General features: G+C 70.1%; 9 protein-coding genes. 3 read left to right on the top strand and 6 right to left on the bottom strand.

What is annotated here, in order from left to right:
* Nucleotides 1–3 precede the first annotated feature (3 nt).
* Nucleotides 4–231, top strand: coding sequence for a hypothetical protein (locus ACQPWU_RS25660; protein ID WP_433444260.1), 228 nt, complete (start codon nt 4–6; stop codon nt 229–231).
* A gap of 222 nt (nt 232–453) precedes the next feature.
* On the opposite strand, the gene ACQPWU_RS25655 is transcribed toward ACQPWU_RS25660, so the two are convergent.
* Nucleotides 454–2,721, bottom strand: coding sequence for a protein kinase domain-containing protein (locus ACQPWU_RS25655; protein ID WP_433444259.1), 2,268 nt, complete (start codon nt 2,719–2,721; stop codon nt 454–456).
* A 196-nt stretch (nt 2,722–2,917) separates the two neighbouring features.
* Between ACQPWU_RS25655 and ACQPWU_RS25650 the strand changes: the two genes are divergently transcribed.
* A complete protein-coding gene (locus tag ACQPWU_RS25650; protein ID WP_433444258.1) occupies nt 2,918–3,142 on the top strand; it encodes a hypothetical protein in 225 nt (74 codons plus the stop codon).
* A gap of 202 nt (nt 3,143–3,344) precedes the next feature.
* Here ACQPWU_RS25650 and ACQPWU_RS25645 read toward each other — a convergent pair whose 3' ends face one another.
* The 5 genes from ACQPWU_RS25645 to ACQPWU_RS25625 all read right to left on the bottom strand — a co-directional run bounded on the left by ACQPWU_RS25645 (nt 3,345) and on the right by ACQPWU_RS25625 (nt 11,164).
* The gene (locus ACQPWU_RS25645) at nt 3,345–4,298 is read right to left on the bottom strand and encodes an ABC transporter permease (RefSeq protein ID WP_433444257.1); all 954 of its coding nucleotides are present in this window, start codon (nt 4,296–4,298) and stop codon (nt 3,345–3,347) included.
* Complete coding sequence (locus ACQPWU_RS25640; RefSeq protein WP_433444256.1) at nt 4,295–5,254, bottom strand: ABC transporter permease; 960 nt, start codon at nt 5,252–5,254, stop codon at nt 4,295–4,297. The genes ACQPWU_RS25645 and ACQPWU_RS25640 overlap by 4 nt, the downstream gene beginning before the upstream one ends.
* The gene (locus tag ACQPWU_RS25635; RefSeq protein WP_433444255.1) at nt 5,247–7,343 is read right to left on the bottom strand and encodes a sugar ABC transporter ATP-binding protein; all 2,097 of its coding nucleotides are present in this window, start codon (nt 7,341–7,343) and stop codon (nt 5,247–5,249) included. Before ACQPWU_RS25635 ends, ACQPWU_RS25640 begins: the two co-directional genes overlap by 8 nt.
* A 1-nt stretch (nt 7,344) precedes the next feature.
* Nucleotides 7,345–8,412 carry an ABC transporter substrate-binding protein gene (locus tag ACQPWU_RS25630; RefSeq protein WP_433444254.1) on the bottom strand — a complete coding sequence of 356 codons (1,068 nt, stop codon included), beginning with the start codon at nt 8,410–8,412 and terminating at the stop codon, nt 7,345–7,347.
* A 226-nt stretch (nt 8,413–8,638) separates the two neighbouring features.
* A complete protein-coding gene (locus ACQPWU_RS25625) occupies nt 8,639–11,164 on the bottom strand; it encodes a PA14 domain-containing protein (protein WP_433444253.1) in 2,526 nt (841 codons plus the stop codon).
* A 162-nt stretch (nt 11,165–11,326) separates the two neighbouring features.
* On the opposite strand from ACQPWU_RS25625, the gene ACQPWU_RS25620 reads away from it, so the two are divergent.
* A complete protein-coding gene (locus ACQPWU_RS25620; protein WP_433444252.1) occupies nt 11,327–12,127 on the top strand; it encodes a DeoR/GlpR family DNA-binding transcription regulator in 801 nt (266 codons plus the stop codon).
* Nucleotides 12,128–12,300 lie beyond the last annotated feature (173 nt).

Here is a 12,300-nt window from a genome sequence, read left to right as displayed (position 1 = left end):
GAAGTGGGGCGGGGCGGCCGGAGCGTTCGGCGAACCCTCGGCCCGGAGGAGGACGTCCCAGGTCGCACCGGGCGGCGCCAGCGGTTCGATCGTGGGGAGATCGCCTGGTCCCCCGACCAGGACATGGTCACCAGCGTCTTCAACTTGCGAACCGGGGCGCTGTGGAGCATGGCCTGGGTGCACAAGGACACCGGAGACACCGCCACGGCCGCCCAATGGGCGGTCAAGTGATCAAGGTGTGTGAGCGGCTCGTCCAGTTCGCCCCCGGCACGTACGAGCCTGACCAGGCAAGAGCCGACGCCGCCCTGTTCGGCGTCCAGGCTGGCGTCGTGAGCCACCTGCAGCAGTTGCTCGACGACGCCGGGTGCCATCAGCGCGCTTCTCCGCAACCACGGCTACGATCGCTCGATCGTCACGTTCTCCTCGGGGGGCCGAGGAACGACGGGACAGCCATTAGCTCCGGTACGTGTAGATGACGTCGAGGTCGGCCGCCCCGGTCGGGACGTCGGCCAGCAGGCGCACCATCTTGCCGGTGAAGTCGATGACCTGGATCTGCTGCCCGTCGCCCGTGGTGTCCGGGCGCACCCAGCAGACCAGGTGATCGTCGTCGAACCAGGTGGCCAGGCCGCCGCACGGTGACTCGATCCGCTTGACCTCGGCGCCGCTCCGCGCGTCGTACACGCAGTTGTTGCCGCTGGTCAGGCCCGGGCAGTTGGTGACGAACAGCTTGCCCGACGGGGAGAACAGCGAGTCGGCGACGCCGGAGCCCACATTCGGGATGCGGCGGACGCGCGTGCCGTCGGCGTCGAAGAAGCGCAGGGCCTGCTGGCCGGTGTCGTTCGACATGGCGACCACGCCGGTGCCGGCACCGTCGAAGCCGTACCTGATGCCCTTGAGCGAGCCCTCCCTGAGGGAGGCGATCGTGGCCTTCCTGGTGGTCAGGTCCACGATGGCGAAGCCGGTGGACTGCCAGACGTCCTTGACCGGGTTGCCGACGTTGACCAGCAGGCGGGTGCTGTCGCGCGACCAGCCCTGGATGTACGCGCTGAGCGGCTGTTGCGAGGTCCTGATCGAGAACTTCTCGCCCGTCGTCTTGTCGGTGATCTCCACGCTGTCGTAGTGGTCGATGAAGTTCTTGCCGCGCTCGGCGAGGTAGCGGCCGTCGGGCGAGAGCACGGCCTCCCACTGGTCCTGATATTTCGTGAACGATCCCGTCAGGGAGTCGCGGGCGTAGTACACCCAGTCCTTGGTCTTGGCGTCCCTGACCATGTACGTCGTGAGCCTGACCGGGTCGTCCGGGCTCTCGTAGAACGTGGCGGCGGTGCCGGGGAGCCGGACCAGGGTGAGGTTCGCGGTCGGGACCGGGGACACGGTGGGACTGGGGGACGTCGTGGTGGTGGTGGTGGTGGGAAGCGGTGTGGGAAGCGCCTGCTTCTTGGACGGCAGGTTGATGACGGTGACCACGACGATGGTGATGGCCGCCACCAGTGCCACGCCCGCGATCGTGCCGCCGATCAGCCAGTTCTTCCTGTTGGAGTGGGGTCGGGGCGGGGGGCCGTACGGCATGGGCCGGGGTGGCGTCCCTGGCTGGTGGAAGGCCGCGGGAGGCTCGAAGACCGGTCGCCCGGTGGGAGGCGGTGGCTGGCCGCCGCCCGGCGGGCGGTACTGGATCTGCGACGGCTGCGGGTAGGGCTGCCCGCCGGGCCACGGCTGCCGGCCGGAACCGGAGGGCCGGTCGGCGCCGGGCGGCTGCCACTGAGGCCCGCTACCCGCCGACGGCCCTCCTCCCATGGGAGGTGCGCCGCCCGCCGAGGGGACGCCACCCACCGGAGACGCGCCGCCCGTCAGCGGTGCGCTCGGAGAGGTGTCGCCGACCGTGGCGGCCGCCTGGTGGAGTCCGTCCGGGATCGGGGCCGGGTGCTCCAGGAGGCGGTGGATCACCTGCTCGGCCGTCGGGCGGCGGGCGGGGTCCTTCGACAGGCAGGCCGCTGCCAGCTCCCGCAGCGTGCCCGACAGCCGCGCCAGGTCCGGCTCGGCGTTCAGCACCCGCTGCACGGTCGCGGGCACATTCTCCGCCTCGAACGGCCCCGACCCGCCGGCCGCGAAGACGATCGTGCTCGCCCAGGCGAACATGTCGGCCGCCGGCCCGACGGGATCGCCGAGGAGCTGCTCGGGAGCCAGGGACAACGACGCGCCCACGGGCACGGTGGCGCTGCTGGAGGCGACGTCGAGCGCCGTGGCGATGCCGAACCCGATCACCCGGGGCCCTTCGCTGCCCAGCAGTACGTTGCCGGGGTTGAAGTCGCGGTGCACGATGCCGGCCTGGTGGATCGCCGCGAGCGCGGTGGCCGTGCCGATGGCCAGCCGGTGCAGCGCGGGCCCGGTGCGCGCCCCCTCCTCGCGCACCGCGCGCTCCAGCGTCGGCCCGTCGACGTACTCGCTGACGATGTACGGGCGACCCTGGTGCACGCCGGTGTCCAGCACCTTCGCGGTGCAGAACGGCGCCACCCGCCGCGCTGCCGCCACCTCCCTGGCGAACCGCTCCGCCGCCGCCCCGTCACCGGCCAGCTCGGGTCGCAGCCATTTGACGGCCGCCCGTCTCCCCTGCTCGTCCACGCCTAAATAGACGACACCCTGGGCGCCTTCTCCCAGCCGTCCCCGGATCTCATAGCCCCCGAGACCGGCGGGATCCCCTGCTCTGAGCTCAGTTATCGGCGGCATAGGGGAATTATGGGCAGAGAATCTTGCAAACCGCTTTCACAAATCGTGCGCCGGATCACGGCCCGCGTGGAGCGATCAGTCGCTCAGGTGAGCAGGAGGGCCAGGGCAAGAGTGAGCAGCAGGGAGTCCAGCCGGTCCAGCAGCCCACCCGCCCCTGCCAGCCACGACGCCGAGCCCTTGGCCCTCGCCCCCCCGCTTGACCATCGACTCCAGCAGATCGCCCAGCGGCGCACCCACGGCGACGGCCCGCGATATCCGCGAGCGACACCGCGACGAACACCGCCAGCACGGAATCCCCAAGCAGCACCACTCCCACCAGCGGCAGGAACCACGCCACCCCGAACACGCCCGCGACGCTGCCCAGGGCGGCGTCACGCTGACGAACCCGACGGGCTCGCCGCCGCCGGCGGAGACGAGGTAGACGTTGTCGCCGTCGAGCGCGTCGGTCAGGCGTTCGGCCTGATTAGGGGTGTGCTGGCCGAGCTCGCGTGCGTAGACCTCGTGCCGTAGCCGGTAGATCCACTCGCGGTCGTCTGCCGTGCCTGGGCGTATTTCCAGCATGGTCATGCCCTATCCGACGTGCGCCGCGGCAAGCCGGTTTCCGGGGACGCGCCCGTTCGGGCTCACGTCAACCGCTGGGCCTTGCTCAGCAGCCGCTGCGCCACCACCACCAGCGCCAGGAACAACCCGCTCACCACCTGCTGGAACGCCGAGGTCAGGCTCCCGACCTGGTTGATCAGGCTCTGGATGACGCCGAGCAGCAGCACCCCCGCCACCGTCCCCGTGATCCCGCCGGCTCCGCCGGTCAGCAGGGTGCCGCCGATCACGACGGCCGCGATGACGTCCAGTTCGAGCCCGATGCCCAGGATCGTCACCCCGGAGGAGAGCCGGGCGGCGTTCAGGGCCCCGGCCAGGCCTGCGAGCAGGGCCGACATGACGTACACGTAGACCTTCGTGCGCGCGACCGGCACACCCATCAGGGCCGCCGCCTGCTCGTTGCCGCCGATGGCGTAGACGTTCTGGCCGAAGCCGGTGCGTTGCAGCAGGACCATCGCCAGCAGGGCCAGCACGATCGTGATGTAGACGGGGTACGACAGGCCGAGGATCTCGCCCTGCCCCAAGGTGGCGAACGCCCGATCTTTCACGAGATAGGTGGTGGCGCCCTCGTTCGAGATGGCCAGCATCAGCCCGCGGACGCCGAGCAGGCCCGCCAGGGTCACGATGAACGGCGCCATCCCCGTACGCGCGATCACCAGGCCCTGCAGCAGGCCGACCACCCCGCACACCGCCAGGGGCAGCAGCACCGCCACGATCAGCCCGTACTGGGACCCGTAGGCCGCCAGCACGCCGCCGAGCGCGAACAGCGATCCCACCGACAGGTCGATCCCGCCGCTGATGATGACGAACGTCATCCCGATCGCGATGATCGCCAGGAACGACGACGAGACGACGACGCTGGCCGCGTTCTCCGGGGTGGCGAACGAGTCGAACGCCAGGCTGCCCACGATCACCAGCAGGCCCAGCACCATCGTGGCGCCGTGCTGCTGGAGCAGCCGGCTCACCTGTTCACGGTTCATCGACGCTCCCGGGTGGCGTAGACGGCGGCCAGGATGATGACCGCCTGGACCATCTGGGTCCATGACTGCGGCAGGTTGTGTTTGATCAGCGTGGCGGAAAGCAGCTGCATGAGCAGCGCGCCCATGACCGTGCTGAGCACCCTGATCCGGCCGCCGGTCAGCGGGGTGCCTCCGACCACGACGGCGGTGATCGCCGACAGCTCGATGAACAGGCCGAGCGAGGTCGGGTCGCTGGCCTGCAGCCGGGCGGTGGCCAGCACCCCGGCCAGCGCGGCGAGGAGCCCTGAGATCACGTAGACGGTCAGGAGCACGCGCTTGACCGGCAGACCGGACAGCTCGCTGGCCGACCGGTTGCCGCCGATCGCCACCACCTGCCGCCCGAACGTGGTCCGCCGCACCACGAACAGCACGATCAACGTCAGCGCCGCCGCGATCAGCACGATGACCGGGATCCCGGCCACCGAGCTGCTGCCGAGCGCGATCAGGTCGGGATTGCGGAACTCGACGAGCTGCGGCACCAGGACGTTGGCCAGGCCGCGCACGCCGACCAGCAGCGCCAGCGTGGCCACGATCGGCTGCACCCCGACGTAGGCCACCAGCGCTCCCCCGGCGGCGCCCACGACGGCCCCGCCCAGCACGGCCACGATGACCGCGGGCAGCCAGCCGTACCCGAGGTAGAGCACGACCAGCGCGGCGGCCAGCGCCATCACCGAGCCGACCGACAGGTCGATGCCCTGGGTGCCGATCACCAGCGCCATCCCGAGCGAGACGATCACGATGGGGGTGACCTGGACGAGCTGGGTCCGGAAGTTCGCGGCGTCCAGGAAGTGCGGGGTGAACAGCACGTTGAACAGCAGCAGCGCCAGCACGGCCGCGTACACTCCGTAGTCCTGCACCCAGGCGAACACGCGCGGCTTGAGCACCGCCACGCGAGCCTGCACGGTGACCTCAGCCATCGGCCCGCTCCCCGACCGTCTGGTCCGCGATCGTCGCCATGATCCTCTCCTCGGTCACCTCGTCGTTCGACAGCTCACCGACGACCGCGCCTTCGCACAGCACGAGGATCCTGTCGGCGCCCTCGACCAGCTCCTCCAGGTCGGAGGAGATCAGCAGCACGCCCAGCCCCTCCTCGGCCAGCTCGTCGATCAACGCCTGCACTTCGGCCTTGGCGCCGACGTCGATGCCCCGGGTGGGCTCGTCGAGCAGCAGCACCTTGGGGCGCATGGCCAGCCAGCGGGCGAGCAGCACCTTCTGCTGATTGCCGCCGGACAGCTCCGACACGAGCTGGTGCGGCGACGCGGCCTTGATCCTCAGCCTCCGCATGAAGATCTCCACCACCCGGTCGATCTTCGCATCGGACACTACGCCTGCCCTGCCCAGGCTGGGGAGGGCTGCCAGCGCGATGTTCTCGCGTACCGAGAGGGTGGGGATGATGCCCTCGGCCTTGCGGTCCTCGGGCAGCAGGCTGATCCCCGCCCTGATCGCCGCTTTCGTCCCGCCGCGGAGGGGCAGCCCGGCCACCAGCACCTGCCCGCCGTCGAGCGGCAACGCGCCGACGATGGCCTTCGCGGTCTCGGTACGCCCCGCGCCCAGCAACCCGCCCAGCCCCACCACTTCGCCCGGCCTGATCGAGACGTTGACGCCGTCGAGCACGTGACGCCGCGTAAGCCCCCGCGCCTCGACCACGGGCACGCCTGGTTCGACGGGCGTCTCGGCCACGACCCCCTCGCCGAGCGACTCCGACCCGCCTCGCGCATTCGGCGCGGCCGGTGCACCGGAGACCTCCTCCGCCGACGCACTCCGCCCCACGGGGACTCCCCGCCTTTCGGGCGCACGCCCGGCTTCTCGTACGGCCGCTCCCCCACCGACGTCCACCGGGCCCTCCACGCCGGCCGAAGGCGCGTCCTCGTCCGCGACGCCACCGATCGCACCGGCCGAAGCCCCACCGAGCGCGGCCGAGCCGTCACTGGGCATGGCAGCCGCAGCACCGCCGTCAAACGCCGCGCCCGTGGCGCCATCGCGACCCCTCGCCATGGAGCCGGGATCAGGCACCGCACCACGTTCTTCGCCCATCAAGTCCTCAGCACCCGACGGAGGCAGGCCACCGTGCGCGGCGTCACCCAGTGCGTCCGCACGGCCCGACGTGAGCGCAGCACTCGACGCGGGCACAGCACTCGAAGGAGTCGCCCTGCCCGGCGCCGCCGCGGCATCCAGCGGTGCGGCAATCGAAGGCGGCACAGACCCAGGCGGCGCAGGGGCGGTCGTTGGGCGGTGGCGGGTGCGGGAGAAGCGGGTGAGGCCGCCGCTGCGGACCTCGTTCAGGTCGCGGCCCAGCATGAGAGAGATGAGCCGCAGCCGTTCCACGTCGGCGAGCGTTCCCGTGTGGGCGACACGACCGTCCCTGAGCACCGTCACCTGGTCGCACACCCGGTACAGCTCGTCCAGCCGGTGGCTGACGTACATGACGGCGATCCCGGCGTCCCGCAGCCGCCGGATCACCCCGAACAGCGTCTCCACCTCGCGCGGCTCCAGCGACGACGTGGGCTCGTCCATGATGACCACCCGCGCGTCCACGGAGACCGCCCTGGCCAGGGCGACCATTTGCTGCGCGCCGACGCCGAGGGTGCGCAGGGGACGGCGGACGTCGGTCGCGACCCCGTACCCGGCGAGAACGCGTTCCGCCTCCCCGTACATCGCGGCCGCGTCGATCACGCCGAAGCGGCCGCGCGGCTCGCGGCCGAGGAGCAGGTTGCGGGCCACGCTCATCATGGGGACGAGGTTGACCTCCTGGTAGATGGTGGAGATCCCGGCGCGCTGCGCGTCCATGGGGGTGCCGAACGCGGCGTCCGCGCCCTGGTAGCGCAGCTCGCCGCCGTCCGGCCGGTACACGCCGGTGAAGACCTTGATCAGCGTAGACTTGCCCGCGCCGTTCTCGCCGACGAGAGCGTGCACCTCGCCCGGGCGGAGGGCGAGGGACACGCCATCGAGAGCGAGCACGCCGGGGAAGCGCTTGCTGACCCCCCGAGCCTCGAGAACAGCTTCCAAGTCAGTACGCCTCACCGAGCGAGTCCTTGGCGTTGCTCGTGTCGTAGTCGCGATCGGAGATGATCACCTTGTCCGGGATGGGCTGGCCGTCGAGGAACTTCTGGGCGGTCTCGAAGGCGAGCGGGCCGAAGCGGGGGTTCGACTCGATGACCGAGTGCAGCCACCCGTCGGCGATGCCCTGGACGGCGCTGCGGGTCCCGTCCACCGACACGATCTTGATGTTGCCGGGCTCCTTGCCGGCGCCCTTCAGCGCGGTGACGGCGCCCAGCGCCATCTCGTCGTTCTCGGCGTAGATGCCGTTGATGTCGGGGTTGGACTGGATGAGCTGCTCGGTGACCTGCTGCCCCTTCTCGCGGGCGAACTCGCCGGTCTGCTCGAACGAGATCGCGATGCCGGGGGCCTTCTCCTTGACGCGGTCCTTGAAGCCGTTCGTGCGCTCGGTGGTGACGTTGTTGCCCGGGGCGCCGAGCAGGATGGCCACCTTGCCCTTACCGTTCAGCGCCTCGATCATGCGGTCGGCGGCGCGCTTGCCCTGCTCGTAGAAGTCCGAGCCGATGAACGTCAGGTAGTCGCTGCACGCCTTGGCGTTGATCTTCCGGTCCACCGTGATGATCGGGATCTCCTTGGTGGCGGCCTGCTGGAGCACGGGCTCCCAGCCGTCGGAGTTCAGGGGCGCGATGACGAGGAGCTGTACGCCCTGGGCGATGAGCTGCTGTACGTCGGTGATCTGCTTGGAGAACTGCGACTGGGCGTTGGTGACCTTGAGGTTGGTGATGCCCAGCTTGGCCGCCTCGTCCTTGATCGACTTGGTCTCGGCGATGCGGAACGGGTTGGCCTCCTTCTCCGACTGGGAGAAGCCGACCGTGGCCGTCTTGAGGTCGAACTTCTTGCCGCCGAACTGGTCGAGTGTGCACGTCGGCCCGGCCGAGCCGCTGGGCGACTGCACGACCTGCTGCCCCGCCGTGCTGGCGGTGGCGGGCGCGCTCTGAGGCTGCTCCGCCTTGGCGCAGGCGGCCGCGGTGAGGAGTACGGCCAGCGCTAATGCGGCTGTCCGGATATGGGGGGTCATGGCGGTTCCTTTCCTATCAGCCCGGGCGCCCGGACCACAGGGGTCCGGGCGACCGGCGTTTCACCCGCGGGCGCCGTGTGCACGCCCGCGCTTCAGGCGCGAACTCGGCGCCCGCGGTTCGTGCACGAGCTTCACGCGCGTTTCAGGTGAGGTGCTTCAGGTGCGCCGCTTCAGGTGCGGTGTTTCAGGTGCGGTGTTTCAGGTGCGTGTTTGAGGTGGGGGTGTTTCAGGTGCAGGGCGGGTTGATGGCGCTCGTCAGTGCCGTGTTGGCGTCGTGCACGCGCTTCACGTCGGGCTTGGTGATCGCCCTGTCGTACGTCATCAGGCCGTTCAGCTCGGTCTCCACGTCGGTGGTCTGGGTGTAGATCGCGGCGCTGAGCTGCTCGCAGGCGTGCAGCCGCGCGAGCTCGTTGATCATCCCGACGTACCGGGTGGTGAGGGCCTCCGGGTCGGGCTCGACGGCGTAGCCCCAGCCGCCGCCCGACCAGGTGTGGCCGATCAGCGGCAGACCGAGCCCGCCGTACTCGCCGAGTACGTTCGCCCGCGTTCCCGACGGCTTGCCGGGGTTACCCGGGCCGGGGTAGATGTGGAAGTCCTTGACGTCGCCGTTGCCGCCGTCCACCGCGCCGCAGCAGTTGACCCCGCTCATGTTGTCCACCAGGCGCGACGGGTCCCAGCTCTTGACCAGGTCGGCGATGCGCGCCTGGTCGTACTGTCCCCAGCCCTCGTTGAACGGCACCCACATGACGATCGACGGGCTGCTGCGGTGCTGGTCCACCAGCTCGCGCAGCTCGGCCTCGAACTGCGGTCTGTCATCCGTGCGGAACGCCGCCGGCATGTCCTGCCAGACCAGCAGGCCGAGCTTGTCGGCGTAGTAGTACCAGCGGTCGGACTCGACCTTGACGTGCTTGCGCACGGTGTTGAAGCCGAGAGCCTTGGTCTGCTCCAGGTCGTACCGCAGTGCCTCGTCGGTCGGCGGGGTGTAGATGCCGTCGGGCCAGAAGCCCTGGTCGAGAGGGCCGAGCTGGAAGACGGGCCGGCCGTTCAGCAGCACCCGGTTGCCGGCGACCGCGATGGAGCGCATCCCGAAGTAGGACTCGACCTTGTCGTCCTTGAGTGCGACCTCCAGGTCGTACAGGTGCGGGTTCTCCGGGGTCCAGAGCTTGGGGTTCGGCACCGGGAGTCTGAGCTCCTGGCCCACCTCGCCGGTCACCTTGCCCACGACGCGGCGGCCGTCCCTGGCGACGACCGTGGCCTTGCCGCCCGTGCCGTGGACCGTCACGTAGAGGGCCTGGCCGCGCAGGTCGGGCACGGTGTCGACCCGGTCGATGTGCTCCTTGCCGACCGGCTCGATCCAGACGGTCTGCCAGATGCCGGAGTTGGCGGTGTACCAGATGCCGCTCGGGTCGAGCCGCTGCTTGCCGATGGCCTGGGTGCCCGTGTCGGTCGGGTCGTACACGCCGACGATCAGCTCCTGCGGGCCGCTGCGCTTGAGCGCGTCGGTCACGTCAGCGGTGATCCGGCCGTAGCCGCCCTTGTGGGTGGCGACCTGCTTGCCGTTCACGTACACCGTGGAGTCCCAGTCCACCGCGTCGAGGTGCAGCAGCAGCCGCTCGCCGCGCCAGTTGCGCGGCACGTCGAACGTCCGGCGGTACCACATGCGCTCCTCGTGCCGGCCGATGCCGGACAGCTGCGACTCCACCGGGTACGGCACGACGATGCGTTCGGGCAGGTCACGGCCGATGGGCGCGGCCTCGCCCGCCTTAGCGGGGGCGAACTGCCACTTGCCGTTGAGGCTGCGCCACTGGTCCCTGACGAGCTGGGGCCTGGGATACTCGGGCAGCGGGTTGGCCGGGTTGACGTCGTCGGCCCACTTCGTACGCAGGATGTAGCCGGACCCGTTGATCACGAAGGCGTACGGGAAGGCCTCGACGGGGGTGCCGTCGGTGTATACGAGGCCGCCGGCGCCGTTGTAGGCGACGCGGATGGTGCTGCCGGCCTTGGCCGGGATCGGATATTTCAGCTTCAGCTCGACTGTTTGCGGATTTTTCAGGACTGCGGAGCTTGTGGGCCATTTGGTGCCTGCGACCGTGATGTCCAGCTTGCTTGCCGCGTCTTCCGGGAGCGGGTTCAGAGCCTTGGCGAAGGTGAGCGTCGCGACGTCACCGCCCGCGTTCACCCTGGCGTCGGACGGCCCGGGCGGGTCGAAGCCCTCGGGCAGCGTGAACGCCTCCACGGGCACGATCTCCTTCGGCTGGCTCGGGCTCTGCCAGCGCAGCCGGAGGTTGGCGCCGCCGAAGTGCTCGAAGTACTCGACCTTGAAGTCGTACTTCTTACCCGCCTCCAGGGCGATCGGGGTGCCGGTCTGCTCGCGGTCCCAGTCGTCCACCCAGTGGTCGATGATCGGCTTGCCGTCCACCCACAGGCGGAAGCCGTTGTCGCCGATCATCGAGAAGGTGTACGTCTCGGAGTACTTGGGCTGGATCTGACCCGTCCACCGTACGGAGACGTCGTCCTCCCTGCCGGTCAGCAGCTTGAACGTCGGATTCAGGTCTGTCAGCTCCAGGCTGGGGTCGAGAACGCTCGCCTTCAGCTCGGCGAAGTCGAACTTCCCCGCCCCGGAGGCGAGGTAGTAGTCACCGCGCAGCCCGTTCCGCGCGCCGGCGGCCGCGTCGGGAGCGGCGGTGGCGGGGGACGGCTGCCATAACAGGGACATCAGTACGGCCAGCGACAACGCGAGGCGCTTACGCACGGGGGGTCCTTTCGAAACGCGCCGATCAGGTTCGGACAGCTTTTGACCCTGACATGCTCCAAAGTAAGCACCGGCGGACCGAGCCGGTCAAGATTTTCGATCAAATTCGTTCTCATACGGTCAGAGGCGAACGCATCTTGGCCCGTCCACTATGATCGGGACGTGAGCGACACGCAGAGCGACGGACGCCGGCCCGTGTTCGCCGCTGAACGCCGGCAGCGCATCCTGGAGCTGGTGCGCGCCAACGGCGCGGTGTCACTCCGCGAGCTCGCCCAGGCCGTCCACTCCTCCGAGGTCACCGTCCGCCGCGATCTGCGCGCGCTGGAGTCGGAGGGCCTGCTCAACCGCCACCACGGCGGCGCCACCCTGCCGGGCGAGCTGTCGCGCGAGGCCGGTTACGCGCACAAGGTCTCGCTGGAGTCCGCCGAGAAGGGCGCCATCGCCGACCTGGCCGCCGCGCTCGTCGAGGACGGCGACGCGATCGTGATCGGTCCCGGCACCACCACGCAGGAGTTCGCCCGCCGCCTGACCAGGCATTCCGAGCTGGCCGTGGTGACCAACTCGCTGCTGGTCGCCCAGGCGCTGGCCGGGTCGTCGCGGGTCGAGGTGATGCTGACCGGCGGCACGCTACGCGGCTCGATCCTCGCGCTGGTGGGCAGCGCGGCCGAGCACTCGCTGGCGGGGCTGCGGGTACGCAGGGCCTTCATCTCGGGCAACGGCCTGACCGCCGAGCGCGGGCTGTCGACGCCCAACATGCAGGTGGCGGGCGTGGACCGCGCGCTGGCGACGGCCGCGGAGGAGGTCGTGGTGCTGGCCGACCACACCAAGATCGGCGTGGACACGATGGTCCAGACGGTGCCGCCCGACCGGATCGACCACCTGGTCACGGACGACGCCGCGCCCCGCGACGTGCTCGACGACCTGAGCGCCCGCGGCGTCCGCCTCCACGTCGCCCAGTTCTGACACATTTCCGGGAAGCGGCACGCGTCTTTCCGTCGAAGGACACACTTTCACCCGATGGGCGGACGCACCCACTCCGGTCGCCCGGATCTCCGCATCCGCCGACGTGCCTCCGAACGGGCACGCGCCGGACGCTCCACCCGAGCCGCAGGTCACCAGGCGGACGCGCCGAGTGT

This window comes from Nonomuraea sp. CA-141351, from assembly GCF_050944675.1.
GTDB lineage: Bacteria > Actinomycetota > Actinomycetes > Streptosporangiales > Streptosporangiaceae > Nonomuraea.
This window is presented reverse-complemented; position numbering and strand designations above follow the sequence as displayed.

Excerpts from the sequence above, each read along its gene's own strand:
- ACQPWU_RS25655 (WP_433444259.1), bottom strand. The coding sequence starts at position 2,721 with ATGCCGCCGATAACTGAGCTCAGAGCAGGGGATCCCGCCGGTCTCGGG.
- ACQPWU_RS25645 (WP_433444257.1), bottom strand. The coding sequence starts at position 4,298 with ATGAACCGTGAACAGGTGAGCCGGCTGCTCCAGCAGCACGGCGCCACG.
- ACQPWU_RS25640 (WP_433444256.1), bottom strand. The coding sequence starts at position 5,254 with ATGGCTGAGGTCACCGTGCAGGCTCGCGTGGCGGTGCTCAAGCCGCGC.
- ACQPWU_RS25630 (WP_433444254.1), bottom strand. The coding sequence starts at position 8,412 with ATGACCCCCCATATCCGGACAGCCGCATTAGCGCTGGCCGTACTCCTC.